We start from the raw sequence: 26560 nt of genomic DNA, 5'->3' as shown, positions 1-26560 counted from the left end.
TGGCGGCATCTGCTGGGCGGACTCTCGTTTCGTGAGGCGAGAACGGTTGGTCGGAGTGGCGATGATGCTCGGGAGCGGGCTGTCGACACAGGTCGGTGCGTCGGTCGCGGCACTCGCGTTCCCTGTGATCGGTCCGGCGGGCGTCGTGGCGATCCGTCAGTGGGTCGCCGCGATCGTCCTGCTCGCGGTTGGCCGCCCGCGTCTGCGATCCATCACCGCTCGTCAGTGGCGCCCGGTGATCGGGCTGGCGATGGTCTTCGCGGTCATGAACCTGTCCCTCTACACAGCCATCGACCGGGTCGGCCTGGGCTTGGCGGTCACCCTGGAATTCCTGGGTCCGCTCGCTGTTGCGCTGCTCGGCTCACGTCGCGTGCTCGACCTGGTGTGCGCGCTGGTCGCCGCACCCGCCGTGGTGTTGCTGGCGCGGCCCCAGGCGACAACCGACTACCTGGGCATCGGGCTCGGCCTGCTGGCCGCAATGGGCTGGGCGTTCTACATCCTGCTCAACCGCAAGGTCGGTCGAGAGTTGCCGGGCGCAACGGGTTCGGCTGCCGCGGCGGCGTTGTCCGGGCTCGCCTACATTCCTGTCGGCGTGGTCGTGCTGCTGCACCATCCCGCGACGCTCGCCGCTGCGTCGTACGCGCTGGTGGCCGGCGTACTGTCGTCCGCGGTGCCGTTTCTCGTTGATTTGTTGACGTTGCGGCGAGTGCCGGCGCAGTTCTTCGGTGTCTTCATGAGTGTGAACCCGGTGCTTGCGGCAATGGTCGGTCTCGTGGTTCTGCACCAGGAGCTGGCGATCGTCGACTGGGCGGCGATCCTGGTGATCGTCGCAGCGAACGCGGTCGCGATCTCGTTCGGCGGCCGCGACGACGCGCCACATCACAACCCGGTTCCAGTCGAGCCGTGCGATCTTGTTCACGGCGTGCCGGAGCTCGCGGTGACCCCGGCGTTCGGAAAGGTGTCGGCGGACGGGGAGCCACAGTCTTCCCGCGCGACGTGTGAAGGAACAGAATGCGGAAGCTGGCAGCCCTCGCGGCCGTAGTGACGATGAGTGCCGGTGTCCTGACGGCATGCTCCGGCGGCGACTACTGCGGTGACCTGAAAGGCTACGTCGACTCGTCGAAGAACCTGGACATCAAGGACTCCGACGCCGTCGGCAAGATGCTGGACCAGGCCAAGAAGGTGTCGAAGTCGGCGCCGGACGACCTGAAGGACGACTGGAAGACCGTCATCGACTACGCCGAGAAGGCGCAGGACGCCAAGGGCGACACGAACAAGCTGGTGGAGCTGGCGAAGAACGACGGCTCGAAGATCCAGCCGGCCATGGAGGCGATCACCAAGCAGGCGAAGGACACCTGCAAGATCGACCTCCCGGGCGCGGGCAACACCAACTGACGCCCGCGGTGCCGGCCGGGCGGCGTCGCATCGCCGTCCCGCCGGCGCCACGGCGGCAGCCCCGGGCAGCCACCTGACAGCACCCGACAGGACCCGACAGCGGAACGTATTCGTTTCGGATGATTTGGTGACTCCCGGTAGCGTCGTTCGCACACGACCTCCCGACCCCCGAGGATGAAGCCGTGAAACGTGCTCTCGCCATCATCGCGACCGTGACCGCCGCTGCCGGTGCGCTGACCGCCTGCACCGACGAGCAGGCGTACTGCGTCGACCTGGCCAAGTACGCCGCGAAGGCCGTCGACGTCGACCCGCAGAAGCCGGTCGACTACGTGAAGATCCTGGACGAGGCCAAGAAGCTCCAGGAGTCCGCGCCGAAGGACGTGAAGGACGACTGGGGTGTCGTCGTCACGTTCGCCGAGAAGGCCAAGGCGGCCGGTTCGGACCGCGTCGAGCTCGCGAAGCTCAGCAAGGAGACCGGCGCCGTGATGACGGCGTACAAGAACATCAGCAGCCAGGCCAAGGACAGCTGCAAGGTCGACCTCCCGGCGCTGAACTGATCAACTGATCGTTCGAATCCGCACCCTGTCCCGCGACTCAGGCAACCGCGACCTGATGAAGGGTGTGCCACCTGGTCCCACGCCTACTGCGCGGCACTCGGCACGGCACCTCGCCGCACGGGTGCAAAGGCCACGATGCTCCGCATCGAGACCTTCGCCCCCGCACGCCGATGCACCGCACCGAGCACCTGCTCGCGACGGCGTGGGACCAGGTGACACACCCTCGGGCTGGAGCCGTGTTAGGTTCCCTTGCGAAGCCATACAACGGGACAGGTGAAACGGTGCCACTTCCTTCTTTGACCCCGGAGCAGCGTGCGGCTGCACTGGACAAGGCCGCGGCCGCGCGGCGTGAACGAGCCGAGATCAAGAACCGGATCCGGCACTCGGGAGCGTCTCCGACGGAGGTGCTCCACGAAGGCCAGACCAACGAGGTCATCGGCAAGATGCGGGTGAGCCAGCTTCTGCAGTGCATCCCCGGCGTCGGCAAGGTCCGTGCCCAGCAGATCATGGAGCGGGCCGGGATCTCCGAGACGCGGCGGGTGCGCGGCCTCGGCTCGAACCAGATCGCCGCGCTCGAGCGCGAATTCGCTGAGTGACGCTGGGTGATGCTGAGGGGAATCAGTGTGAGCCAGACCGAAATCCATCCCGGCTCGTTGGACACTGGTGTGACGATGACCACGCACCCTGACAATGTCGCGAACGAGCCGATGGCCGCCGATCCCGGCCCGGCGCGGTTGACCGTGCTGGCCGGGCCCACGGCGGTGGGGAAGGGGACGGTCGCGGCGGAGATCCGCGAGCGCTACCCCGACATCTGGATCTCGGTCTCGGCGACCACCCGCAAACCCAGGCCGAACGAGGTGCACGGCGTGCACTACCTGTTCGTCTCCGACGCGGAGTTCGACCGGATGGTCGCGGACGGTGAGCTGCTCGAGTGGGCGGTCGTGCACAAGGCGGCCCGCTACGGGACGCCGAAGCAGCCGGTTCTCGACAAGCTCGCCGCGGGCCGGCCGGCTCTGCTGGAGATCGACCTGCAGGGCGCGCGTCAGGTCCGCGAGACGATGCCGGAGGCACAGTTCGTGTTCCTGGCGCCGCCGACCTGGGACGAGCTGGTACGCCGCCTGGTCGGCCGCGGCACCGAGACGCAGGAAGAGCGCGAGCGCCGGCTCGAGACCGCCGTACTGGAACTGGCGGCCGAGAAGGAGTTCGACGTGACGATCGTGAACGCCTCGGTTCGGGAGGCTGCCGATCAGTTGGTAAAGTTGATTCGATCACCCTCCATCTCTGGAAAGAGCTGACTTTGTCTGGCAACCAGCCCGTCGCCATCGGCATCACCTCGCCGCCGATCGACGACCTGCTCACCCGCACCGACTCGAAGTACAAGCTGGTGCTGTACTCGGCCAAGCGCGCGCGGCAGATCAACGCTTACTACTCGCAGCTCGGCGAGGGCCTGCTCGAGTACGTCGGACCGCTGGTCGAGACGCACGTCCAGGAGAAGCCGCTGTCGATCGCGATGCGCGAGATCAACGAGGGCGTGCTGACCTGCACCGACATCGACCCCGAGGCCGAGGCGGAAGCCGCTGCCGCGGAGAAGTCCGAGTAATCCACTCGCAATGACGACCGGGAACGGGGTCAGCTGATGTCCGGATCCGGTGAAGTGCAAACCCCTGGGACCACAGCTGTCCCGGGGGACTCTGTCGTTCCCGCGCCGCCCGTCAAGCACAAGCCCAACGTGGTGCTGGGCGTCGGCGGCGGCATCGCGGCGTACAAGGTCTGTGATCTGCTCCGGCGGCTGACCGAGTCCGGGCACAGCGTGCGAGTGGTGCCGACCGCGGCCGCGCTGGAGTTCGTCGGCGCCGCGACCTGGGCGGCGCTGTCCGGGAAGCCGGTGACGGCCGACCCGTTCGACCACGTCGAGGAAGTGCCGCACGTCCGGATCGGCAAGGCGGCTGAGCTGGTCGTGGTCGCGCCCGCGACCGCGAATCTGATCGCCAAGGCCGCCCACGGGCTGGCCGACGACCTGCTGACGAACACCCTGCTCACCGCACGCTGCCCGATCCTGTTCGCGGCAGCGATGCACACCGAGATGTGGGAACACCCGGCCACCCAGGCGAATGTCGCTGTCTTGCGTTCTCGCGGCATCACGGTTCTCGACCCGGCGGTCGGCCGGCTGACCGGTGCCGACACCGGCCGCGGACGGCTGCCCGAGCCGTCGGAGATCTTCGCGATCAGCCAGCTGATGCTCGCCGACGAGGCGGCCCGCGCCGCCGGGCAGTCGGTCGCCGATCTCACCGGCAAGCATGTTCTGGTCAGCGCGGGCGGCACGCGCGAGCACCTCGACCCGGTGCGGTACCTGGGCAACTCCTCGTCCGGCAAGCAGGGCTACGCGCTCGCGCGGATCGCCGCCGCGCGCGGCGCCAAGGTCACCCTCGTCGCAGCGAACTCCGAGCTGCCCGATCCCGCCGGCGTGCAGGTCGTTCCGGTTGTCTCGACACGCGATCTGTACGACGAGATCACCGGCCGCGCGGGTGACGCGGACGCGATCGTGATGGCGGCAGCACCCGCAGACTTCCGACCCGCCGACGTCGCCGAGCACAAGATCAAGAAGACCGCCGACGGCGCCGTGCCCGCCGTCAACCTGGTGCAGAACCCGGACATCCTGCAGACCATCTCCCACGACCGCGCCCGCGCCGGCCAGGTCATCGTCGGCTTCGCGGCAGAGACCGGCGACGCCGACCACACCGTCCTGGAGCTCGGCCGCGCCAAGCTGGAACGCAAGGGCTGCGACCTCCTCGTCATCAACGACGTCTCCGGCGGCAAGGTCTTCGGCAGCGACCTGAACGAGGCCGTAATCGTCGACCGCGAAGGCAACGCCCTCCCCGTCCCCTCCGGCAGCAAGGACGCCCTGGCCGGCGTCATCTGGAACCTGGTCGCGACCCACTGGACCTAGGTGTCACCGGGCTTCTGAGGGCTGTTCGGTCAGCGGCAGCGGCGCCCGCATCGTGAGGCTGACGATGCCGTAGGTGAAGCCGAGGTGTTCGTTCAGGCGGCGCATCGACTCGTTGCCGCGCTGCGTCCAGGTGTAGATCTCGGTGATTCCGTGGTCGGCGGCCCACGCCATGCTGGTGCGTTTGAGGGTCGAGGCGACCGATTTGCCGCGCCACTCCCGGCGTACGGCGGTGTAGCCGACCTCAGCACGCTCCGGGCGATCGGAATCGAGCTTGAGGCCCGCCACGCCGATCACCTCGTCACCGGCGACGGCCACGAACATGGCGGCCGGGTCGTTGATCCACTCCTTCTCCCAGTCGGACAGCGAGACCTGCAGGGCCGCCGAGTGATCCATGTCCGGAATGGTCGGGACCGCGACCTGGTGATAGGCCGCCGTCCACAACTCCGGGCGTTCGGCGACCGAGACGATCTCGTACTCGGTCGGCGCGGCCGGCCACGGCTCGTCGCCGATCGGCCGCACCTGTTCGACCTCGCGGTTGGCTTCCTTGAAACCGAAGCGCTCGGCGAAGAGCCGGGACCCCTCGTCGTCGACGTTCGTCCCCGCCATGTCGTACCCCTGCGCAAGGCCGTGGTCGGCGAGCGCTCGCAGGAGTTCCGTGCCCACGCCGCGGCGGCGGTGGTCCGGGTGGACGCGCGGCATCAGCGACGCCCGTTGGCCGTCGCCCGAACGGTCCGCCAGCCCGCTACCGACCACTGTGCCGTCGATCTCCGCGAGCAGCGTCAACCGGCCGGGGCGATCGAGCTCGCGCATCTCGGCGACGCTGGGGCAGCGCTCGTACGGCAGGACCGCGATCCGCACCGCACGCCAGGCTTCGTAGTCGGCGTCGGTGATTGCCGTCCGGATAGTCGTCGTCATGAGCTCACCCTGCCGCACTCAGCCCCCGGACCGCGCACCCTTTTCCGTTGTCCGCCGTGAGCCGACCGATAGATAGAGGTCAGGAGTTGTCCTCTTCGATGCCTAGGGTTCTGGTATGGAGATCACCTGGGAGGCCGTGGTTGCGCGGCGGACGCGGCGGCACGGATTGGTGGAGGCGTTCGGTACGCCGGTTGAGGCCGTGCGGGCGATGTGTGGGGCGCATGCGCAGATCGCGACGGCGGGGGAGATGTCGGTGGCGATGCGGGTCGCGGGGGCGACTCGCCGAACGGTGCAGCAGGACGAAGAGCTGGTGAAGACGTTCGGGCCGCGGGGGACCGTGCATCTGTTGCCGCTCGAGGATCTGCCGATGTGGACCGGGGCGTTGTCGGCACTGCCGTCGGTCGGCAGCCAGCCTGATCCGATCAGGATGTCGCAGGAAGAGATCGACCAGGTGATCGTCGCCATCGGTGAAGCGCTCGCGGACGACGATCTGACCGTCGACGAGCTGACCGAACAAGTCGTACGGCGGACCGGCGCCTGGGCACGGGAGCCGACGATCCCGGCTTTCCAGGGGGCCTGGGCCCGTTGGCGGCAGGCGACCTCGCTTGCGGCGAACGCCGGCGTACTCTGCCACGGCCCGATGCGCGGCCGGCTGATGACGTATGCGAACCCGCATCGCCTCCGCCCGTTCGAACCACTCCCGGCCGAGAAGGCTCTGACCGAGCTGTTGCACCGCTACCTGTACTCGTACGGACCGGCGACCCCGCAGCAGTTCGCGCGCTGGCTCAAGACCACGCCGACGTTCGTGAAGCCGTACTTCGAGGACCTGCCGCAGGCGACGCTGGCAGACCATACCGTATGGTATGCCCCGGGTGACGGTGACTTCCCGGACGAGCAGGTGGACGGTGTGAAGTTGCTGCCGTACTTCGATGCGTACGGCGTCGGCAGCTACCCGAGAGAGTTGCTCTTCCCCGGCAAGGCCTTCGACCGGGCGACCGCTCGCGGACAGGCCGGCAACTACCCCCTGCTGCTCATCGACGGCATCGTCGCGGGCGTCTGGCACCAGAAGAAGTCCGGCCGCACCCTTCACATCACGGTGGAGGCACTCACCCCGCTGAACCGTCGCCGCCGCAAACTCCTCGACGCCGAGGTGGAACGGCTGGGAGCGATCCTCGGTGGTGCGCCATCGCTCACACTCGGCGACGTGACGGTCGGCGCTCACGCGTGAAACCGGTACCGATGTCCAGAATATGATCAGCAATCCCGTATGCTGGATGAATTCGGAGCGTTACCGGGATTCCGGTGGAAACTGCTGGCATACTGCCCAAGATGCATCGCCAACCGTCGGTGCATGGGGGGACCGTGCGAGTGTGGGGAACAATCGTGCGGCACGAGAGGAATCCGAGGGAGAACTGTGGCGAGGCGCCTTTTCACGTCCGAGTCCGTGACCGAAGGTCACCCGGACAAGATCGCTGACCAGATCAGCGACTCCATCCTCGACGCGTTGCTGGCCGAGGACCCGAAGAGCCGCGTGGCGGTCGAGACCCTGATCACCACGGGTCTGGTCGTCGTTGCGGGCGAGGTCACCACGACGGCGTACGTCGATATCCCGGGGATCGTGCGATCGCGCATCCTGGAGATCGGCTACGACTCGTCCTTGAAGGGCTTCGACGGCGCGTCCTGTGGGGTGCAGGTCGCCATCGGCAGCCAGTCGCCGGACATCGCGCAGGGTGTCGACACGGCGTACGAGACGCGTTCGGCCGCGTCGGAGGACGCGCTGGACCTGCAGGGGGCAGGCGACCAGGGACTGATGTTCGGCTACGCGTCCAACGAGACGCCGGAGCTGATGCCGCTGCCGATCACGATCGCGCACCGGCTGTCCGAGCGGTTGTCCGAGGTCCGCAAGAACGGCACGCTGGCGTACCTGCGGCCCGACGGCAAGACCCAGGTCACGGTCGAGTACGACGGTGACAAGGCGATCCGGATCGACACCGTGGTGGTGTCCAGCCAGCACGCGGCGGACATCAACCTGGAGTCGATGCTGACCCCGGACATCAAGAAGCACGTCGTCGACCCGGTGCTCGAGCAGTTCGACATCGACTCGACCGACTACAAGCTGCTGGTCAACCCGACCGGCCGGTTCGAGATCGGCGGCCCGATGGGCGACGCCGGGCTGACCGGGCGGAAGATCATCATCGACACGTACGGCGGAATGGCGCGGCACGGCGGTGGCGCGTTCTCCGGCAAGGACCCGTCCAAGGTGGACCGGTCGGCGGCGTACGCGATGCGCTGGGTGGCGAAGAACATCGTCGCCGCGGGGCTCGCGGACCGGGTCGAGTGCCAGGTCGCGTACGCGATCGGCAAGGCCGCGCCGGTCGGCTTCTACGTCGACACGTTCGGGACCGAGAAGGTGCCGGTGAGCAAGATCGCTGACGCGGCCCGTGAGGTCTTCGACCTGCGGCCGGCCGCGATCATCCGCGACCTGGAGCTGCTCCGCCCGATCTACGCCCAGACCGCCCGCAACGGTCACTTCGGGCGTACCGGCGAGGACTTCACCTGGGAGCGCACCGACCGCGTCGAGGCCCTGAAGGCCGCGGTCAACAAGTAGTTGTCCAAGTAGTTGTCAGGTAGTTGTCCAAGTAGTTGTCCACAGGGGACGGCAGTGCATCACCGCACTGTCGTCCCCTGCGACTAGCATTTCCCGGTGACATCGGACTCGCCGGAGCAACTCACGCTGCTGCGGGACGCCGTGCGCAAATCCCGGACCAAAGCGCCGGCCGAGATCACCGGGACGTTGCCGGTGGCACGGATCGCGGTCGATGTCTCCCTCCCGCATCTGGACCGGCCGTTCGACTATCTCGTCCCGGAGGACATGGCTGAGGCGGCTCAGCCGGGCGCCCGGGTGAAGGTTCGCTTTGCCGGTAAGGACCTGGACGGGTTCATGCTGGAGCGGCTTGCGGAGTCGGATCACGACGGCAAGCTGATGAGGTTGCGCAAGGTCGTCTCGCCCGAGCGGGTGCTGACGCCGGAGGTCGCCGACCTGTGTCGCGCGGTCGCCGATCGGTACGCCGGGGTGCTCGCGGATGTCACGCGGCTGGCGGTTCCGCCGAGGCACGCGAAGGTGGAAGCGGAGCCGCTGCGCTGCGATCAGCCAACGCGTCCGCCGGTCTCCACGTCGCGGTCCGAGTGGTCGCCGTACCCGCCTGGTTTTCTCGATGCGATCGCGCGGGGAGAGGCGCCGCGGGCGGTGTGGACCGCCGTGCCGGGGGCTGACTGGGCGTTGGCGTTCGCGCAGGCCGCGGCTGTCTGCGCTGCATCCGGTAAGGGTGCATTGCTGCTTGCCCCCGATGCGCGCGACCTCGAGCGACTCGCGGCTGCCTGCGAAGCCGTCCTCGGCCCGTCCGGCTTCGTCACGCTCTCGGCCGACCTCGGCCCGACAGCTCGGTATCGCGCCTTCCTCGCGGCGGTCCGCGGATGCGCGCGCGTTGTGATCGGCACGCGGGCGGCGGCGTTCGCTCCGGTGGCGGACCTCGGGTTGGTGGCGATGTGGGACGACGGCGACGAGTCGTACGCCGAGCCGCGCGCGCCGTACCCGCATGCGCGTGAAGTCCTGCTGCTGCGCGCGTTCCGGCAGAACTGTGCGGCCTTGCTCGGCGGGTTCGCGCGGTCCGCCGAGGCGGCGGCGTTGATCGAGTCCGGGTTCGCGCACGAGCTGATCGCGGACCGGAAGGTGATCCGCGCGGCGGCGCCGTCGGTGCACATCGCGGGCGAGTCGGATATCGAGCTGGCCCGTGATCCGAGCGCGCGGGCGGCGCGGTTGCCTCACCGGGTCTTCGAGATCGCGCGCGACGGTTTGCGGTCGGGGCCGGTGCTCGTGCAGGTGCCGCGGGCCGGATATCTACCGAGCCTCGTGTGCCAGACGTGCCGGGCGCCGTCGCGGTGTTCGACGTGTGGCGGGACGCTGCGTCGTACGGGCGGATCCGGGCCGGCGAGCTGCAGTGTGTGCGGGCGTCCGGCGGTCGACCACCGGTGCCCGGAGTGCGGCGACACCCGGATGCGTGCCGCGATCATCGGCGCTCGTCGTACTGCGGAGGAGTTGGGGCGGGCGTTTCCTGGCGTCGTGGTGCGTACGTCGGGCGGCGACAACATGCTCGATGTCGTGTCCGATGCGCCGGCGCTGATCGTCAGCACGCCGGGGGCCGAGCCGGTCGCCGAGGGCGGGTACGCCGCGGCCGTCCTGCTCGATACCTGGCTCATGCTCGCCCGCCCCGACCTGCGAGCTCCGGAAGAAGCCGTACGCCGATGGTTCAACGCGGCCGCCCTGGTCCGATCGGCCCGCGACGGCGGCACCGTGATCCTCGTCGGCGACCCGTCCGCCCTTCCACTCCAGGCAATCGTCCGCTGGAGCCCCGAGGGCTACGCGACCCGCGAGATCGAGGAACGCCGCAGCGCCCGCCTGGCACCCGCCGCCAAACTGGCCGAACTGACCGGCCCCTCGGAGTCCGTCAACGACCTCATCACCCGCCTCCGAGACCTCGTCCCACCATCCGCGGGCCTAGAGGTCCTAGGCCCCGTAGACCTCGACGAAGAAACCGTCCGAGCCGTAGTCCGCACCCCCCGCCAACACGGCGCAACCCTGGTCCGCTCCCTCAAAGAATCCCAATCAGCCCGCACCACCAAGAAAAACCCCGGCACAGTCCGAATCCAGGTAGACCCACCCAGCTTCGGCTGACTCCGACTCCCATGTCGCCCACCTCGGTCTCGCCCTACCTCCTGCCAGGGCCCGCGCTCGGCCCTTGGTCCACCTTGTGCACCGGATACGCACTTTCGCCGCCCGACGCTGACCATCTGGTGCACAAAGGTGGCCGCCCGCTCCGGCGAGGGCGGACCTGAGCCACTGATCAAGCGCACACCGCCCCAAGCAGGAACGCTCATGCCTCGGCCGGCGAAGACCCGCCGGGCGGGTTTGGTCAGTGATGCGGATCCGCACCACCGGACACGAGCCGGCCCAGCTCGCCACCACACACATGTCGGCTACGCTCCAGCTGCCGGAGCACCGGTAGCGGCTTGTTGGTCCGCTGACCGGATACAACATGCCAGCCGTCAAGCAACCCGCCGCCCGGGACTCCCGCAACCCGGCACTTCCGCAACCCGGCACTCCCGCAACCCGGCACTCCCGCAACCCGGCACTCCCGCAACCCGGCACTCCCGCAACCCGGCACTCCCGCAACCCGGCACTTCCGCAACCCGGCACTTCCGCCGCCGGCGACCCCGTCAGCGGCGACCTGTGGATAACCACCCGACCTCCATGCCCCGGACGGATACGCTCAAGCAGGAAGGGCAGGGGCGGCGTCGGGCGTCACGCTCAAGCGGAGGTTGCGAGGGGCGTTGCGGCGGCGAGCAACTGGTGGCCCAGGGGAGTGCGGTGGTAGAGGACGGTGCGCCCGTCGCGGTGGGAGGTGACTACGCCGGCGTTGCGGAGGATGCTCAGGTGGACGCTCAAGGTCGGGGCCGAGACGCCCAGCTGGTGGGCGAGGTGGGTGGTGGACATCGGTAGGTCCAAGTGGCTGACGATCGCGGCGCGGGTGCGGCCGACGAGGTCTGCCAGGGGTGAGTCCGTCGTGTCCTGGCGGTCCTCCCACAGGCGGCCGAGACCGCGCGGGGGATAGGTGATCGTCGGCACGTGCGGCGCGCCCGTCACCGCCAGACCGGCAGGCCAGGTGAACACGCACGGTACGAGGAGCAGGCCCTGCCCGGCCATCGGCTCGCCGTCGCAGGTGTACGGGCGGTCGATCTCGACACGATCGCCGCGGTAGCTGATCGACGGGTGCAGGTTGCGGAACAGCCGCTCGATCCCGCCGCTCGCCAGCTCGTCGAGCCGGAACGCGAGGTCCTCCTGCAGCAGCGACCGCATCCGCCGCCACTCGGGCTCGATCGCCCGGCGCCAGTACGTCTCCAGCGCTGACGTGATCAGCTCGAGCGCCTTCGCCGGATTCGCGATCAGTTCCGGCAGCAGCGGGTGCGGAGTGTCGTGATGCAGCCTCCCGAGCTCGTCGGTCACGATCTCGTGCGGTGTCGCGGCGATCGCGGCCAGGCCGGACTCGAAACTTGTCGACCGCCGCGGCGGCGCGGGCGTCATGAAATCAGGGATATAGCCGTACGGCGGGATAAGGGCCCTGAGCAACGTCAGGTCGTCACCCGCGATCGTCGGCCGGACCTTCTGCAGCCACGGACCGTGCACGCTCTGCGCGGTGTTGTTGCTCAGCGCCCGCACACTCGTCATCGTTTCCCACACCGGCGATAGCGCGAACCGGATCCGCCCGACATCGCCGGCGTTCAGCCTGATCGTGATCACCCGGCCAAGATTAGTCCTCACCCTAATCATCGACAACGGCCGGCATCGACCCGAGAGTTGATCCCATGAGTGCAGTCGCCATCGACACCGCCGCCCCGACCGCCCTGCCGCGGGCGTTCTGGGCGCTGTGGGTGTGCCAGCTGGTCAACCGGCTCGGCAGCTTCGTGCAACCGTTCCTGGTCCTGTACCTGACCCACGACCGCCACCTCTCGGCCGGTACGGCGGGAGCGGTGGCGGCGGCGGTCGGCGCCGGGTCCGTGTGCGCGCAACTCGTCGGCGGCTGGCTGGCCGACCGGGCCGGCCGCCGGGTGACGATGCTGATCTGCTTCTTCGGCACCGGAGCCGCGCTGATCCTGCTCGGATCCGCTCGTTCGATGGCGCTGATCTGGGTGACCGCCTTCCTGGTCGGCCTGCTCAGCGACCTGTTCCGCCCGGCTGTCCAGGCGACGGTCGCGGACCTGCTGCAGCCGACCGAGCGGGTCCGTGCGTACGGCCTGCTGTTCTGGGCGATCAACCTCGGCTTCTCCGTCTCGACCGTCAGCGCGGGTGTCCTCGCGTCGTTCGGCTACGGCCTGCTGTTCTGGGTGAACGCCGCCACGTCGGTGATCGCCGGCCTGGTCATCTGGACGATGGTGCCGGAAAGCCGCCCGGCCCCTGAGGAAGACTCGGTACGCCGGGCGCTGCTGCCGGTCGTCGTACGCGACACCGTGTTCCTGCTGATGATCCTGATCCAGATCGGCTACGCGACCATCTACATGCAGGGCTACTCGACCCTGCCGCTGGCGATGTCGGACGACGGCCTCTCGTCCCGCACGTACGGTCTGGTGATCGCGCTCAACGGTGTCGTGATCGTGCTCGTCCAACCGTTCCTCGGCAGGTGGTTCGTCAAGCTCGACCGGCCGAAACTGCTCGCGGCCTCGATGCTGGTCGTCGGGCTCGGCTTCGGCGTCGGTGCGGTCGTGCACAGCTGGTGGGGCTACGCGATGTCGGTGGTGGTGTGGACGATCGGGGAGATCGGGTTCGCCGCCGTGATCGGCGCAGTGTTCGCCGACCTCGCGCCGATCGACCTGCGCGGCCGCTATATGGGTCTGTCCGGGATGGCGTTCGGCGTCGGCACCGTGATCGGTCCGTTGGCAGGCACGAATGCCCTCGAGTACCTGGGCCCCACCGTCACCTGGCTCGGCTGCGCCGTACTCGGTGTGCTGATCTTCATCGGCCAGTACTGGCTGGCGCCGGCGCTTCACGCCCGCGCCGACCAGAACGCAGCAACTGAGGCGACCGCATGAGGTGAGCGGTCGCGACCGTCACGACGACGACCGCGACCCACAAAGGACGGCCGCGCCATTCTCGTCTGGTCTCGTCCGGTCTCGTAGGGTTGAGGACATGACGATCGACGCGGTGGTGTTCGACATCGGTGGGGTGCTGCTGGACTGGAGCCCCAACTACCTCTACGCCGACCTGATTCCCGACGAGGAACAGCGGTCGCACTTCCTGACCAACGTGGCCACGCCGGCCTGGAACCACAAGCAGGACGAGGGCCGCACGTGGGCCGAGGCCGTTGCGGAGCTGACGAGTCTGCACCCGGAGCACGCCGAGTGGATCGAGGCGTACGACACCGGCTGGCTGAAGATGGTCAGGGGCGTGTTCGAGGACACCGCCGCGGTGCTCACCGAGATCAGGGCGCTGGGCCTGCCGACGTACGCGCTGACGAACTTCTCCGGTGAGAAGTGGGAGATCGCGAAGGACGCGTTCCCGATCCTCACGCAGTTCGACGGGGAGGTCGTCTCGGGCATCGAGCAGACCGTGAAGCCCGACGAGAAGATCTACCGGATCCTCATCGACCGCTTCGATCTGGACCCGGCGCGCACCTTCTACACCGACGATATGGCGTACAACGTCGACGGTGCTCGCGCGGTCGGTCTCGACGCCGAAGTCTTCACCGGTGCCGCCGACCTCCGCGCGCAACTCCGGGCCCGCGGTCTGGCCGTGTAGCGGTACTACAGTGGTTTGGTGACGTCCGTACCTGGAGACCGCTCGCCCGCGATCGGGGACGTGGATCGCGACACCGCCGTGCGACGTGTGCAGGAGGCTTACACGGCCGGGATCCTCACGCATGAGGAGATGGACGCGCGGCTCGACCAGGTGCTCAGTGCCAGGACCCGGCAGGACATCCAGCGGGCTCTGGCATCGCTGCCGGCACCGGACCCGGGCCGCTCGGCGACCATCGGCGCGGCGTCCGGGCGGATCGTGCGCGCCGGCGTCTGGCGGGTGCCGCGGACGCTGAAGGTGCATTCCGCGTTCGGCCGTGTCCGGCTCGATCTGACCCGGGCGATCTTTGAGCACCCCGAGGTCGACATCGAGCTCAAGCTCGGCACCGGCGGCGCGAAGATCCGGGTGCCGCGCAATGCGATCGTCGAGCTCGAGGGTCTGCACACCACCTGGAAGGACTCGCAGTACAAGCCGCCGCGCGGGTCGACCGGCACCGGGCCACGGATCCGGATCACCGGTGCGGTCGGGTTCGGCAGGGTGCGGATCTGGCACGCGCGCTGGTAGCCGCGTTCAGACTGCTGCCGAGATTGTTTCGGTGTACGTCGGCGTGCTCGCGAGGTACGCCGCTTCGACGTACACCGTGTCGTCCTGACACGTCATCGGGGTGAGCGCGACGCCGGGTCTGGCGGCGTACATCCGTTGCGGGGTGGTGAGATCGGGACGCCAGCGGTTGATCTGGTAGGTCTCCTCGCCGGCCGGGCTGACGGTGCGGACCTCCCAGAGAATCCAGTTGCCGCAGGCAATGATCGTGTCGGTGACGACGGTGCCGAGCGAGCGGGCCGGGGAGTCGCCGGACTCGCGGACGTACGCCTTGCTCTGGTACTGGTCGGGGTCCGCGGCGGCGACCTCGGACCACACCGTTGCGCCGCCGATGGTCGCGCCGCTCCACTGGATGCAGTTGGTTGCTGCGGGCACCGGTTTCGCCAGGCCGCTGGTCAGGGGAGCGGAGAGGATGCGTTTGCAGCGGCGGGCGGTCTCCGGGGCGATGATCTCGCTGAACGTGACAGTGTCGGCGGAGACGACCGGATCGGCGACGTACCCGGGGGCGTCGACGCAGGTCACTGCGCGCGTCTTCAGGGTGGCAAGCTCGGCGACGATCAGGCAGGAGCGGTTCTTCGCGTCGGTAGAGCTGAAGGCGAACGTGCCGTTGTACGCGCCGATCTCGGGTTCGGAGACCGGTGGGAGTCCGGCGGGTGTGGTGGCCTTGCCGGTCGTGAGGTCGTAGCGGACGACTTTGATCTGCGGGTCCGGGCCGTCCGAGCGGATGTCCTCGATCAGGGCCCAGCGGTCGTCGATGACAACGGGGGACTGGGCAACGAAACCGGTCGCCGGGACGTGGCGGACGACGACCTTTCTGCTGCTGCGGTCGGTGATCGTCGTCGTACCGGCCTCGTCGCTTCCGCGTGTGACGACGTACTTGTGCTGCTGGGTGACGAGGTGCTGGCCGTCGACCGGTTGCCGCAGGACCTTCGCCCAGACCGGGATCGCCGTACCGCTGTCCGTCGGCCGGGTCGGGGTGACCGACGGCTTCGGCGTTGGGGTGGGAGCTGGCGTTTGTGTAGGCGCGGTGGTCGGCGTGGTTGACGAGCAGCCGGCCAGAGCCAGGACGAGAAGGGTGCCTGCGGCAACCGTACGGCGACGCATCACAGCCCGATGTTCTGGAAGGAGTTGGCCAGGGTGGCGTTGAACAGTGCGCTCGCCGGGATGTTCCGCGGGCCGTCGGTGACGTTGCCGCGGCTGTTGAACCGGCGCTCGTTGAACACCTCGAAGATCGCGATCGTGCCGTTCGCCTTGTCGTAGCCGCGGCCGACCTGGTAGTGCCCGCTGTGGTTGAAGGCGAGGTACGGGAAGTACCGCTTCAGCAGCTGCACGTGCTCGATCACCGGGGCCTTGTACACGCCGAGGTGCTTCTGGTGGACGGTGAAGAACGTCTGCGCGTTCCAGTCCGAGACGTTCTGCACGACGTACGTGCCCGCGGACTTCGGCCAGGCGGTCTTCACGTTGGTCTGCTTCACCATCGCGGAGATCGCCGTACCGCCCGTGGTCGACCCGAGATCCTTCGCCCAGGACGCCTGGGTGTCCTTCTGGTTGTCGTCGGCCCAGTCGATCGACTGGAACGTCGCCGGTCCACACCAGTACCCCTTCTCCTGCGAGGTCTGGAAACCCTTCATGATGTACGCCGAAGCCGGCGTCTTCACCGGAGCAGCCGGCGTCTGCGGCGGCACCGGCTTGGACGGCGCGACCGTCGGAGCAGTCCGAGTAGGAACAACAGTCGGCGTGACAGTCGGCGTCGCCGTAGGTGTCGCCGTAGGTCTCGGGGCAGTCGTCACCCCGTCCGCCGTGGGTGCTGCCTCGCGGCTCGGCCCACCGGCCGCCTCACCCACGCCTTCCTCGCTCGCCGCAGGCGAGCCGCCCGAGCCCTGGGGTGTTTGGGCGGCGACCAGTTCGCGGAGTTCGCGGGCTTTTTCGCGGCCGTTCCAGGCCGCTTGCATCTCGTCCAGCTCGGCGGCGACCCGGGTGCTCTTGGGCATCGCGGCGCGCTGGGCGACGAAATCGGCTGGGGTGAGGTCACCGGTCGGGATGTCCTGCTCGACTCCGGCCGCGTCCGCCGCGCGCAGGGTCGGCGGGCTCACGAGCGACTGCAGCTGTGCACCCGTCGGGAGTTTGTCGACGAAGCCGAGGCCGAGGCAGTAGTTCTCGGTGTCGAGCTTGAAGCACCTGAGCATGGACTCGGCCTGCTCGGTCTTGTCCGCCGACCGCACCTGCAGATCACCCGGCGACGTCTGGGTCACCTGCTTGACCACCTCGCTCCACGACCGCGCCACCGGCTCGTCCACCGGCTGACTCGCTGTCGGCGCGGCGGTCGGTGCGGCAGTCGCTGGCGTCGCGGTCGGTTCGACGGTGGGCGTCGAGGTAGGTGCAGCAATGGGCGTCGAGGTAGGGGTAGCGGTCGTGCTGGGCGGCCCGGAGTACTCGGGCTCGCGGGGTTGGTAGGCCTGGGCAGTGAGGGGTGCCTGCGCAAGCAGTGCACCCAGGAGGATCAGAGTTGCCCCCCGTGCTGCAGTGAGCATTGGGTCTCCCGAGCGGCGTGTGACGGCAGTGACTGAGGGTAAGCCTGGGACCACAGTACGTGCTTGTGGCAACAAACGGGAGGGGCCTCCCGTCCTGAAGCCACTCCACGAGCCAACTAGACTTGCGCAGTCCTGCCTCGTGCCTGCCTCGTGGAACCCGTGTGGAGAGTCTGTGTCGGTCCAACCCATCCGCCTGTTCGGCGACCCCGTGCTGATCACCAAGGCCGAGCCGGTCGTCGACTTCGACGCCGAGCTGCGCCGCCTGGTCGCGGACCTCACCGACACCATGCAGGCGGCCCCCGGATCCGGCCTGGCCGCGCCGCAGATCGGCGTCGGGCTGCGAGTGTTCACGTACCACGTCGAGGGCGAGCTCGGGCACCTGATCAACCCCGAGCTGTCGCTCTCGGCCGACGAACAGTTCGGCCCCGAGGGCTGCCTGTCGATCCCCGGTCTGACCTTCGACTGCCGCCGCGCCCAGTCGGTCATCGCCAAGGGCTTCAACATGTACGGCGACCCGGTGGTGATCGAGGGCTCGGACCTGCTCGCCCGCTGCATCCAGCACGAGACCGACCACCTGGACGGCATCCTGTTCGTCGACCGCCTCGACCGGGAGACCCGCAAACAGGCGATGAAGGCGATCCGCGAAGCCGACTGGTCCGGCCTGGGCGGCCCGCCCCAGCTCAAGCTCTCGCCCCACCCCACGAACGGATTTGGTCTGTGAGAGTCGTCTTCGCCGGTACGCCGGAACCAGCCGTCATCGCGCTCGAGGCGATCGTTGCCAGCCGCCACGAACTCGTCGGCGTCGTCACCCGCCCGGATGCACCGGCGGGCCGCGGGCGGAAGCTCGTCGCCTCGCCGGTCGCGCAGTACGCCGAAGAGCTCGGCGGGGTCGAGATCCTGAAGCCGGTCAAGCCGAGCGACCCGGACTTCCTGGCCCGGCTGCGGGAGATCGCGCCGGACGCCTGCCCGGTCGTCGCGTACGGCGGTCTGCTGCCGCAAGCCGCGCTCGACATCCCGCGGTACGGCTGGATCAACCTGCACTTCTCGGTGCTGCCCGCGTGGCGTGGCGCCGCGCCGGTGCAGCACTCGATCATCGCGGGCGACGACGTCACCGGAGCAAGCACGTTCCGGATCGTGAAGGCGCTCGATGCGGGACCGGTGTACGGCGTACTGACCGAGCCGATCGGCCCTTCGGACACCTCGGGTGATCTGTTGCACCGGCTGGCTGTGTCGGGGTCGAAGCTTTTGGTCGACACGTTGGACGGTATCGAGGCCGGCGTACTCGAGGCTCGGGAGCAGCCGGCCGACGGCGTGACGCTCGCGCCGAAGATCACGGTCGAGGACGCCGAGCTGGATCTGAACGCGCCGGCGCAGCGGGTCGACCGGCTGGTGCGCGGGTGCAACCCGGCGCCGGGCGCGTGGACGACGTTCCGGGGCGAGCGGCTGAAGGTGCTCGCCGTACGGCTGACCGACGACGAACTGAAGCCCGGCGAACTGCAGGCAACCAAGTCGAGCGTGAAGGTCGGCACCGGGAGCCGCGCGGTCGAGCTGGTCACGGTCCAGCCGCAGGGCAAGAAGCCGATGGCCGCGGCCGACTGGGCCCGCGGCATCCGTCTGACCGATGACGACCGGCTGGGTCCGTCCGCGTGACTGATCGCTCTCCCCGCAATCGTGCACCGCAGGTCCGGCCGGATCGGGTCCGGCGGGTTGCTTTCCAGGTCATCCGGCAGGTGACGGCCGAGGGCGCGTACGCGAACCTCGCCCTCAACAAGGCCCTCCGCGATGCACGCCTGTCCGGTCGGGATGCGGCGTTCGGCACCGAGCTCGTCCACGGAACGCTGCGCTGGCAGGGCACGTACGACGCATTCCTCGCGCGCAGCGTCTCCCGCCCGCTCGCGGACCTCGACCCCGAACTCCTCGACCTGCTCCGCCTCGGCACCCACCAGCTACTCAACATGCGAGTCGACTCGTACGCCGCGGTGAACGAGATGGTCACGCTGACGAGATCCGAGCTCGGCCAGAAGCGCACCGGCATCGTCAACGCCGTACTCCGCAAAATCAGCCAGCGCTCCCTCGACCAGTGGATCGACACCGTCGCCCCGTCACCGGACGAGGATCGTCTCGGCTTCCTGGCGATGGCCGAAGCCCACCCGCGGTGGGTCGTGGAGGCCTTCGACCGCGCTCTCACAGTCGGACCAGGTGCTGCCCCGCCAGGTGACGAGGCGGTCGAACTGGAGCGGTTGCTGGTCGCTGACAACGAGCCTCCTCGGGTGACGCTTGCTGTTCGGCCGGGGTTGGCGGAGGTTGACGAGCTGGTTGCGGCAGGGGCGAGTCCGGCGCGGTGGTCGCCGTACGGGGCTGTGCTGGACGGTGGCGGTGATCCGGGGCGGATCGAAGCCGTTGCTACCGGCCGGGCGGGCGTGCAGGACGAGGGGTCGCAGTTGGTGGCCATCGCGTTGGCTTCGGCGAAGGTTGATGGGGACGACGCCAACTGGCTGGACCTGTGTGCGGGACCGGGCGGCAAGTCCGCGCTGCTGGCGGCGCTCGTTCAGGAGCGCGACGGACAGTTGACCGCCGTCGAGCCGCTCAAGCACCGGGCCGAGCTGGTCCGTTCGAACCTGCGCGCGATCCCAGGCAATCACAAGGTTCTCGTGGGGGATGGCACCAAGCCGACCTGGCCGGCCGGCTCCTTCGACCGCGTGCTGGCCGACGTCCCCTGCAGCGGACTCGGCGCGCTCAGGCGTCGCCCCGAAGCCCGCTGGCGCCGTACGCCGGAAGACGTCGTCGAGCTGCGTCCGCTCCAGGAGGGGCTGCTCGACTCCGCGATCACCTCGGTCCGTCCGGGCGGCGTGGTCGCGTACGTGACCTGCTCGCCTCATCCCGACGAGACCCGCGCGGTCGTCGACGCCGTACTGGGCCGCCGCGACGACGCGTCCCTCGAAGACGCACGAGTCCTCTTCCCCGGCGTACCCGATCTGGGAGACGGCCCCGACGTCCAGCTCTGGCCGCATCTGCACGGCACCGACGCGATGTACCTGGCGCTGATCCGACGGTCGTAATGGGGACCTGCTGTCAGCAGCTATTGGCCGGACGGTCATGATGGTGAGGTGACAACAACCGCCTCGCCTCCCGCCGTCTCGACCCGGCAGCACCATCTCGTCGGCCTCGTCTCGGCGTTCGGGATCGGCATGCTCGTCGCGGTGCAGTCGCGGCTGAACGGCGAACTCGGCGGCATCCTCGGCGACGGGATCCCGGCGGCACTGATCTCGTTCGGCACCGGGCTGCTGATCCTGCTGATCGCGACCGCCGTGGTGCCGCCTGTACGTCGCGGACTCGGCAACGTCTGGCGCACGATCCGCAGGCCGATGCGCGGGTACGGCGGTCTGCGCTGGTGGCAATGCCTCGGTGGACTCGCGGGCGCCTTCCTGGTCGCGACCCAGTCGATCACTGTTTCCATCATCGGCGTCGCGGTCTTCCTGGTGGCCGGTGTGGCAGGGCAGGCGATCAGCAGCCTGGTCGTCGACCGTCTCGGCTTCGGACCCGCCGGCCCACAGCCGCTCACCCCGATCCGGATCGTCGGCGCGATGATCGCTCTCGTCGCGGTCGCCCTGGCGGTATCGGAGCAGTTGAGTCACCCCGACGGCCTGCTGCTCGCAGTACTGCCCGCGCTCGGCGGCGTCGGCACCGCCGTACAGCAGGCCATCAACGGCCGGGTCGCGCGGACCGCTTCCTCCGATGCGTACGGCGCGGTCGCCGCCGGGGTCGTCAACTTCCTGGTCGGATTCGCGGCCCTGCTGCTCGTCTTCCTCGTCGACCTCGCGTTCCGTGGCGCACCGCGGCACCTCCCGAGCGAACCGTGGCTGTATTTCGGCGGCGCCTGCGGCGTGATCTTCATCAGCGCCGCCGCCGCAGTGGTCCGGGTCGTCGGCGTCTTCGTGCTCGGCCTCGGCACGATCGCCGGTCAGCTCATCGCGAGCCTGTTCATCGACATCTTCGTCCCAGTCGCCGACAAGCCGGTCACCACCCCGGTCGTCGCCGGCACCCTGCTCGCCCTCGTCGCGGTGGCTGCCGCCGCAATCCCCAACCTCCGCCGCGCACGGTAGCTACACCGCGGGCGCCTCCGCGACGACCGGCTGCTTGCGCCGAACCGTCAGGACACCCTGGGAGACGGCTACGCCCAGCAGGACGACGAGGCCGCCGACCGGCTGGTACCAGGTGAGGTGCTCGTGCAGGACGATCACGCCGACCAGGATCGAGAAAACCGGCATCAGATACGTGACCATCGACGAGCGGCTCGCGCCGATCAGCCGGATGTTCCGCATGTTGAGCACGAACGCGAGCCCGCTGCCGAGCGCACCGAGCGCGACGACGCTCAGCACCACCTCGATCGACAACGACCACGGCGCGGGCGGCGCCTGCCGGGTCACGATCGGCGCGACGATGGCCAACTGAACAGTTGCGCAGAGCAACAAGGTCGCCGACAGCGCGGTGCCCGACAGGGTCGTCCCGGCCAGGAACTTCTTCTGGTACGGGATCGCGAGTCCGTAGAACACCGCCGCGAGCATGCACAGTCCCTGCCCGAGCAGATCGGCGCCACTGTCGACCCGCCACGCGCCGAGGACGACGAGCATGCCGGTGAATCCGATCAGCAGTCCGACACCGCGCTGCACCGAGAACACCTCGGTGCGGAAGATCAGCACTGCGATCGGCAGCACGATCAACGGGGTGATCCCGTTCCAGATGCCGGCCAGCAACGACGGGATGCGCTCCTCGCCGTACCCGAACAGTGTCCACGGGATCGCCGAGCCGATCGCACCGGCGACGAACGAGTGCGCCCACAGCCGCGGATCGCGGGGCAGCGGCTCGCGCTTCACGACCAGGATCGCGAGCAGTACGACGGACCCGGCGATCACCCGCCCGAGCGCCAGGTAGAGCGGCGGCAACTCCCGCACGCCGACCGAGATGAACAGGAAGCTGCAGCCCCAGATCGCGGCCAGGGCCAGCATCACCGGGAGCCAGGCCCGCACCGGAGCCTTGTCAGGAGTCGTAACGGTACTCACTCCTGACATCCTGCACTACGTCACCGACATTCCAGAGATTTTTATCCGTATTCGGGCAGCTGGCGGTGAGTAATGGACAGCACATAGCGGCAGGTGTCAGGGGCGAGAGAGGATGACGCTCATGAGTGCCTTCGAGGTGGTTGCGGTCCGGAAGCAGTTCCCCGCGCTCGACGAGGGAGCGGCTCATTTCGACGGCCCGGGCGGTTCGCAGACGCCGCAGGCCGTCGCCGACGCGGTGGCGAGAACGATGACGTCGGCGCTCGCGAACCGAGGTCAGCTCACGGCCGCCGAGCGCCGCGCCGACGAGATCGTCGTCGGCGCCCGGGAGGCGATGGCCGACCTGCTCGGGACGACCGCGCAGGGCATCGTCTTCGGTCGCAGCATGACCCAGTTGACGTACGACTTCTCGCGCACGCTCGCCAAGTCCTGGTCCGAGGGTGACGAGGTGATCGTCACGCGGCTCGATCACGACGCGAACGTCCGCCCCTGGGTGCAGGCCGCCGAGGCCGTGGGCGCGACGATCAAGTGGCTCGGGTTCGACCCCGAGACCTCCGAGCTCGACGACCTCGCCCCAGTCCTCACCGACCGCACCCGCCTGGTCGCGGTCACCGGCGCCTCCAACCTGCTCGGTACGCGGCCCGATACGCAGCGAATGGCCGGCCAGGCCCACGAGGCCGGCGCGCTGATTTACGTCGACGGCGTGCACCTCACCGCGCACGTGCCGGTCGACGCCGCGTACGCCGACTTCTACGTGTGCTCGCCGTACAAGTTCTTCGGGCCTCACCTCGGCACGCTGACCGCATCGCCGGAGCTGCTCGAGACGTTGAAGCCCGACAAGCTCATGCCGTCGTCGAACGTCGTACCGGAGCGTTTCGAGTTCGGCACGCTGCCGTACGAACTGCTGGCCGGCACGACCGCGGCCGTCGACTTCCTGGCCGGCCTCGGCGGGACCGGCGCGACCCGTCGCGAGCGGCTCGTCAGCTCCCTCGAGCTGGTGGAGGAGCACGAGGACAACCTCCGGGACGACCTCGAGTCCCGCCTCGCCGCGATCCCCGGCATCACGCTCTACGGTCACGCCGCCAACCGGACGCCAACCCTGCTCTTCAACCTCGAGGGCCACAGCCCGGCAGTCGTCGCCGAGCATCTCGCGAAGGCGGGAGTGAACGCTCCGGCCGGCTCGTTCTACGCGTACGAACCTGCTCGTGTCCTCGGCCTCGGTCCGGCCGGAGCGGTCCGCGCGGGCCTCGCGCCGTACACGGATCAGTCGGATGTCGACCGTCTCGTCGCCGCGGTGGCCGCCTTGACCGGCCCGAGAAGCACTAACTAAAGTCTGTGGGGAAAGTAATCCGCCCCGAGGGAGCCAGGTGAGAGAACCGACTGCTGTTTTCGTCCAGGCGGATCTCTCGGACGGGTTGACGACCGCGGTCAGCTCGGGCGCGACCTGGTCCGCGGCCGGCGCCGAGGTCAGCTGGAACGACGGGACCGTCGACGTCACCGCGACGACGATCTCCCGCGTCGCGCTCCGCTGGACCTCGAAGCTGCCGGCGGAGGCGCTGATCCTCGGCGACGCCTGGGAGCGTTCGTACGGCGACCTGCAGTGGCGTCACCTCCAACCCGAGCGTTTGCTGCCGTGGTACTTCCTCATGTACGACCCACAGACCGGCGCCACGACCGGCGCAGGCGTCGACGTGCAGCCGAGCGCGTTCTGCTCCTGGACGGTCGACGCCGACGGGTTCACGCTCTGGCTTGACCTGCGCAACGGCGGCGGTCCGGCACACTTGAGGGGCCGGACGCTGACCGCGGCGACCGTGCGACTATTCAAAGACGGCGGCACACCCTGGCAGACCCTGAACGCAGCGGTCGCCACCATGAGCACCCGACTACCGGCGCGACCTGAGCCCGCGCCGGTGGTCGGGGCCAACAACTGGTACTACGCGTACGGCGAGAACTTCGACGAGAAGGCCGTCCTCCAGGACGCGACCACGATCGTCGAGCTCGCCGACGGCCATCCGGTCAAGCCGTTCAGCGTCGTCGACGACGGCTGGTACCCGGGCGGTATCGCGTCCGGCGGCCCGTGGGACCGCGGTACGCCGGGCGTCTTCGACGACCTGGCCGGTACGGCGGCCGCGGTCAAGGCGATCGGTGCCCGCCCGGGCCTGTGGTTCCGGCCGCTCCTTGTCCGCGAGCCGAGCCGCTGGGCCAGGTCCGGGCCGCACGACAAGCCCGGTCGCGCGCTCGATCTGTCGTACCCCGAGGTCCTGGACGGCGTGCGAGCCGACCTCGAACGGTTCCGGTCCTGGGGCTTCGAACTCGTGAAGCACGACTTCAGCACGTACGACGTCTTCGGCGCGTTCGGCCCGGCGATGGGCTCGCGGCTGACCCGCGACGGCTGGCAGTTCCACGACACCTCGCGGACGACGGCCGAGATCATCCTCGCGTTCTACCGCGAGATCCGTGCCGCGGCGCAGGACGTCGTACTGATCGGGTGCAACACGGTTGGCCACCTCGCCGCCGGGCTCGTCGACGTACAGCGGACCGGTGACGACACGTCCGGGCGCGACTGGGAGCGAACCCGGAAGATGGGGGTCAACACGCTCGCGTTCCGGCTCCCGCAGCACAACCGGTTCTTCGCCGTGGACGCGGACTGCGTCCCGTGCACTCCGCAGACACCTTGGGAGCTGAACGAGCGCTTCCTCGACCTGGTCGCCCGATCCGGGACGGCGCTGTTCCTGTCGATCGATCCAGCGGCCCGGACCGAGCGGTCCGACCAAGCGTTGCGGAACGGTATACATTTGGCGCTCAGTGGTGGTGCGGCGGCTGGGATCGAGCCGACCGATTGGCTCGTCAACACCACACCCAACGCCTGGCGGGCGGATGACCAGTTGCTCCACTACGACTGGTCTCGTCCGTGGGGTGCGGACCCGACTGCCAACTGATCCGGGGGGCTCTGTGACCGTACGGCGGGGTACGAATCTCGATCGGGTCGGCGGCTTCAACGACGCCGTCGTGCTCGATGCGATCCGCCGCAGCGAGCAACTGAGCCGCGTCGAACTCGCCGAAGTCACCGGGCTGTCCGGCCAGGCCATCTCCAACATCGCCCGCCGTCTGCTGGACGCTGGGCTCGTGCGGGAGGCGGGCCGGCTGCGCGGCGCGGGACTGGGCAAACCGCGAACGTTGCTCGAGCTCGAGCCCACCGGCCAGTACGCCGTCGGTGTGCACCTCGATCCGTCCGTGGTGACCGTCGTACTGCTCGATCTCACCGGCGAGGTGGTCGCGCGGCGGCCCGTCGAGCAGGACGCGGACGATCCCGGCGTACTCATCGACGGCATCGCGAAGACGATCGAGGCAGTGATCGCGGAATCCGGTGCTTTGCGCGATCGGGTCACGGGCGTGGGCATCGCGGCGCCCGGTCCGATCGATGTCGAGCGCGGTGTGGTCGTCGATCCGCCGAACCTGTCGGCCTGGCACCTGGTCCCGCTCCGCGACGAACTGCGGGAGCGGACCGGTCTGCCGATCCTGCTGGACAAGGACGTCACGGCCGCCGCGTCGGCGGAGAAGTGGGCCGGGCAGGGCGGCAGCTTCCTGTTCTTCTATCTCGGGACCGGTGTTGGCGCCGGCCTGGTGATCGGTGACGAGCTCGTCCGGGGCTCGTCGAGCAACGTCGGCGAGATCGGTCATGTGATCGTCGATCCCGACGGGCCGGTCTGCTACTGCGGGCGGCGTGGCTGCGTTGGCGAGAGCAGTCAGCCGCGCTATCTCGTCCAACAGGCGGTGGCAGCCGGAGTACTTGCCCAAGGCATCGATATCGAGGATCGGCCGGCGGTGGATGCGGCGTTCGCCCAGTTGTGTGCGCTGGCCGCCGACGGTCCTGGTGTGGCGCGGGAGATCATCGTCGCGCTGGCCGAGCGGATCGCCAAGGCCGTCGAGGACATCGCCAATCTGCTCGATCTGGAGCGGGTTGTGTTCGGCGGTCCGCACTGGGAGCACCTCGCGCCGGTGCTCGGCGACGCGGTGCGCGATGCGCTGGACGGCCGGCTCCTGGTGCGCGCGGTCCATCGGTTCGAGGTCGCCGGTACGGCGCTCGGCATCGACGTCGGCGCGATCGGCGCCGCCAGCCTGGTCCTCGACCAGACGTTCTCGCCGAACCCTTCGTTGTTGTTACAGAGCAGTTCCGTTGTCACTGGTGTCACCGATGTCACTGAAAGGTGATT

The 26560-nt window shown here is 68.9% G+C and carries 25 protein-coding genes; 20 read left to right on the top strand and 5 right to left on the bottom strand.

The window, feature by feature from the left end; genetic code table 11:
* The first annotated feature begins 31 nt into the window (after positions 1 to 31).
* From AB0J62_RS16105 to coaBC, 7 genes are all read left to right on the top strand, one after another.
* Positions 32 to 1042 carry an EamA family transporter gene (locus AB0J62_RS16105; protein ID WP_363870361.1) on the top strand — a complete coding sequence of 337 codons (1011 nt, stop codon included), beginning with the start codon at positions 32 to 34 and terminating at the stop codon, positions 1040 to 1042.
* Positions 1012 to 1395, top strand: a complete 384-nt coding sequence (locus AB0J62_RS16100) for a hypothetical protein (protein WP_363870358.1) — start codon at positions 1012 to 1014, stop codon at positions 1393 to 1395. Before AB0J62_RS16105 ends, AB0J62_RS16100 begins: the two co-directional genes overlap by 31 nt.
* 182 nt (positions 1396 to 1577) lie before the next feature.
* Complete coding sequence (locus AB0J62_RS16095; RefSeq protein WP_363870354.1) at positions 1578 to 1952, top strand: hypothetical protein; 375 nt, start codon at positions 1578 to 1580, stop codon at positions 1950 to 1952.
* 281 nt (positions 1953 to 2233) lie between these two features.
* Positions 2234 to 2548: an integration host factor, actinobacterial type gene (gene mihF / locus AB0J62_RS16090; RefSeq protein WP_130449575.1), complete on the top strand. Its 315-nt coding sequence runs from the start codon at positions 2234 to 2236 to the stop codon at positions 2546 to 2548.
* A 75-nt stretch (positions 2549 to 2623) separates the two neighbouring features.
* Positions 2624 to 3247 (top strand): guanylate kinase, encoded by a 624-nt coding sequence (gene gmk / locus AB0J62_RS16085; RefSeq protein ID WP_363870350.1) that lies wholly within the window; start codon positions 2624 to 2626, stop codon positions 3245 to 3247.
* 2 nt (positions 3248 to 3249) lie between these two features.
* The gene (gene rpoZ / locus AB0J62_RS16080) at positions 3250 to 3552 is read left to right on the top strand and encodes a DNA-directed RNA polymerase subunit omega (protein WP_130388473.1); all 303 of its coding nucleotides are present in this window, start codon (positions 3250 to 3252) and stop codon (positions 3550 to 3552) included.
* Between the two features lie 36 nt (positions 3553 to 3588).
* Positions 3589 to 4899 (top strand): bifunctional phosphopantothenoylcysteine decarboxylase/phosphopantothenate--cysteine ligase CoaBC, encoded by a 1311-nt coding sequence (coaBC, locus tag AB0J62_RS16075; protein WP_363870345.1) that lies wholly within the window; start codon positions 3589 to 3591, stop codon positions 4897 to 4899.
* 3 nt (positions 4900 to 4902) lie between these two features.
* Here coaBC and AB0J62_RS16070 read toward each other — a convergent pair whose 3' ends face one another.
* Positions 4903 to 5814 carry a GNAT family N-acetyltransferase gene (locus AB0J62_RS16070; RefSeq protein WP_363870342.1) on the bottom strand — a complete coding sequence of 304 codons (912 nt, stop codon included), beginning with the start codon at positions 5812 to 5814 and terminating at the stop codon, positions 4903 to 4905.
* Between the two features lie 115 nt (positions 5815 to 5929).
* Here AB0J62_RS16070 and AB0J62_RS16065 point away from each other — a divergent pair, with 115 nt between their 5' ends.
* The 3 genes from AB0J62_RS16065 (at position 5930) to AB0J62_RS16055 (ending at position 10546) form a co-directional block, all read left to right on the top strand.
* Entirely contained in the window at positions 5930 to 7042 is a 1113-nt protein-coding gene (locus tag AB0J62_RS16065; protein ID WP_363870339.1) for a winged helix DNA-binding domain-containing protein, read from the top strand.
* A gap of 186 nt (positions 7043 to 7228) precedes the next feature.
* Positions 7229 to 8422 carry a methionine adenosyltransferase gene (gene metK, locus AB0J62_RS16060; RefSeq protein WP_363870336.1) on the top strand — a complete coding sequence of 398 codons (1194 nt, stop codon included), beginning with the start codon at positions 7229 to 7231 and terminating at the stop codon, positions 8420 to 8422.
* Positions 8423 to 8518: 96 nt separating this feature from the next.
* Positions 8519 to 10546 carry a primosomal protein N' gene (locus AB0J62_RS16055; protein WP_363870333.1) on the top strand — a complete coding sequence of 676 codons (2028 nt, stop codon included), beginning with the start codon at positions 8519 to 8521 and terminating at the stop codon, positions 10544 to 10546.
* A gap of 633 nt (positions 10547 to 11179) precedes the next feature.
* Here the strand turns inward: AB0J62_RS16055 and AB0J62_RS16050 are convergent.
* On the bottom strand, positions 11180 to 12169 hold the full coding sequence (locus tag AB0J62_RS16050) for a winged helix-turn-helix domain-containing protein (protein ID WP_363870330.1): 990 nt from the start codon (positions 12167 to 12169) through the stop codon (positions 11180 to 11182).
* A 65-nt stretch (positions 12170 to 12234) separates the two neighbouring features.
* Between AB0J62_RS16050 and AB0J62_RS16045 the strand changes: the two genes are divergently transcribed.
* From AB0J62_RS16045 to AB0J62_RS16035, 3 genes are all read left to right on the top strand, one after another.
* On the top strand, positions 12235 to 13455 hold the full coding sequence (locus AB0J62_RS16045; RefSeq protein WP_363870327.1) for an MFS transporter: 1221 nt from the start codon (positions 12235 to 12237) through the stop codon (positions 13453 to 13455).
* A gap of 97 nt (positions 13456 to 13552) precedes the next feature.
* Complete coding sequence (locus tag AB0J62_RS16040) at positions 13553 to 14161, top strand: HAD family phosphatase (protein WP_363870324.1); 609 nt, start codon at positions 13553 to 13555, stop codon at positions 14159 to 14161.
* A gap of 18 nt (positions 14162 to 14179) precedes the next feature.
* Positions 14180 to 14722 carry a DUF1707 domain-containing protein gene (locus AB0J62_RS16035; protein WP_363870321.1) on the top strand — a complete coding sequence of 181 codons (543 nt, stop codon included), beginning with the start codon at positions 14180 to 14182 and terminating at the stop codon, positions 14720 to 14722.
* A 6-nt stretch (positions 14723 to 14728) separates the two neighbouring features.
* Here AB0J62_RS16035 and AB0J62_RS16030 read toward each other — a convergent pair whose 3' ends face one another.
* Together AB0J62_RS16030 and AB0J62_RS16025 are read right to left on the bottom strand one after the other, a co-directional pair.
* Positions 14729 to 15862 carry a hypothetical protein gene (locus AB0J62_RS16030; protein ID WP_363870463.1) on the bottom strand — a complete coding sequence of 378 codons (1134 nt, stop codon included), beginning with the start codon at positions 15860 to 15862 and terminating at the stop codon, positions 14729 to 14731.
* On the bottom strand, positions 15862 to 17055 hold the full coding sequence (locus AB0J62_RS16025; RefSeq protein ID WP_363870318.1) for a C39 family peptidase: 1194 nt from the start codon (positions 17053 to 17055) through the stop codon (positions 15862 to 15864). Before AB0J62_RS16025 ends, AB0J62_RS16030 begins: the two co-directional genes overlap by 1 nt.
* 406 nt (positions 17056 to 17461) lie before the next feature.
* Here AB0J62_RS16025 and def point away from each other — a divergent pair, with 406 nt between their 5' ends.
* From def to AB0J62_RS16005, 4 genes are read left to right on the top strand one after another with little or no spacing between them, the layout of a single operon-like run.
* On the top strand, positions 17462 to 18010 hold the full coding sequence (def, locus tag AB0J62_RS16020; RefSeq protein WP_363870315.1) for a peptide deformylase: 549 nt from the start codon (positions 17462 to 17464) through the stop codon (positions 18008 to 18010).
* Entirely contained in the window at positions 18007 to 18939 is a 933-nt protein-coding gene (fmt, locus tag AB0J62_RS16015) for a methionyl-tRNA formyltransferase (RefSeq protein WP_363870312.1), read from the top strand. The genes def and fmt overlap by 4 nt, the downstream gene beginning before the upstream one ends.
* Complete coding sequence (locus tag AB0J62_RS16010) at positions 18936 to 20348, top strand: transcription antitermination factor NusB (RefSeq protein WP_363870309.1); 1413 nt, start codon at positions 18936 to 18938, stop codon at positions 20346 to 20348. Before fmt ends, AB0J62_RS16010 begins: the two co-directional genes overlap by 4 nt.
* 48 nt (positions 20349 to 20396) lie before the next feature.
* A complete protein-coding gene (locus tag AB0J62_RS16005) occupies positions 20397 to 21392 on the top strand; it encodes a DMT family transporter (protein ID WP_363870306.1) in 996 nt (331 codons plus the stop codon).
* Here the strand turns inward: AB0J62_RS16005 and AB0J62_RS16000 are convergent, their stop codons facing one another.
* The gene (locus AB0J62_RS16000) at positions 21393 to 22349 is read right to left on the bottom strand and encodes a DMT family transporter (protein WP_363870303.1); all 957 of its coding nucleotides are present in this window, start codon (positions 22347 to 22349) and stop codon (positions 21393 to 21395) included.
* A 121-nt stretch (positions 22350 to 22470) separates the two neighbouring features.
* Here AB0J62_RS16000 and AB0J62_RS15995 point away from each other — a divergent pair, with 121 nt between their 5' ends.
* Genes AB0J62_RS15995 through AB0J62_RS15985 form a run of 3 tightly spaced genes read left to right on the top strand, consistent with a single transcriptional unit; the run spans position 22471 to position 26558 of the window.
* A complete protein-coding gene (locus AB0J62_RS15995; RefSeq protein WP_363870300.1) occupies positions 22471 to 23676 on the top strand; it encodes a cysteine desulfurase-like protein in 1206 nt (401 codons plus the stop codon).
* A gap of 37 nt (positions 23677 to 23713) precedes the next feature.
* Positions 23714 to 25285, top strand: a complete 1572-nt coding sequence (locus AB0J62_RS15990; protein ID WP_363870297.1) for a hypothetical protein — start codon at positions 23714 to 23716, stop codon at positions 25283 to 25285.
* A 13-nt stretch (positions 25286 to 25298) separates the two neighbouring features.
* A complete protein-coding gene (locus AB0J62_RS15985) occupies positions 25299 to 26558 on the top strand; it encodes an ROK family transcriptional regulator (RefSeq protein ID WP_363870294.1) in 1260 nt (419 codons plus the stop codon).
* The last annotated feature ends 2 nt before the right edge of the window (positions 26559 to 26560 follow it).

The organism is Kribbella sp. NPDC049584, from assembly GCF_040675555.1.
Classification (GTDB): domain Bacteria; phylum Actinomycetota; class Actinomycetes; order Propionibacteriales; family Kribbellaceae; genus Kribbella.
The sequence above is the reverse complement of the archived record's forward strand: the minus strand, read 5'-3'. Positions and strand labels throughout refer to the sequence as shown.

Bases quoted from the DNA above. Each gene is read 5' to 3' on its own strand.
- AB0J62_RS16100 (WP_363870358.1), top strand. From the start codon at position 1,012: ATGCGGAAGCTGGCAGCCCTCGCGGCCGTAGTGACGATGAGTGCCGGT.
- gmk (WP_363870350.1), top strand. From the start codon at position 2,624: ATGACCACGCACCCTGACAATGTCGCGAACGAGCCGATGGCCGCCGAT.
- coaBC (WP_363870345.1), top strand. From the start codon at position 3,589: ATGTCCGGATCCGGTGAAGTGCAAACCCCTGGGACCACAGCTGTCCCG.
- AB0J62_RS16070 (WP_363870342.1), bottom strand. From the start codon at position 5,814: ATGACGACGACTATCCGGACGGCAATCACCGACGCCGACTACGAAGCC.
- AB0J62_RS16065 (WP_363870339.1), top strand. From the start codon at position 5,930: ATGGAGATCACCTGGGAGGCCGTGGTTGCGCGGCGGACGCGGCGGCAC.
- AB0J62_RS16045 (WP_363870327.1), top strand. From the start codon at position 12,235: ATGAGTGCAGTCGCCATCGACACCGCCGCCCCGACCGCCCTGCCGCGG.
- AB0J62_RS16040 (WP_363870324.1), top strand. From the start codon at position 13,553: ATGACGATCGACGCGGTGGTGTTCGACATCGGTGGGGTGCTGCTGGAC.
- AB0J62_RS16030 (WP_363870463.1), bottom strand. From the start codon at position 15,862: ATGCGTCGCCGTACGGTTGCCGCAGGCACCCTTCTCGTCCTGGCTCTG.
- AB0J62_RS15995 (WP_363870300.1), top strand. From the start codon at position 22,471: ATGAGTGCCTTCGAGGTGGTTGCGGTCCGGAAGCAGTTCCCCGCGCTC.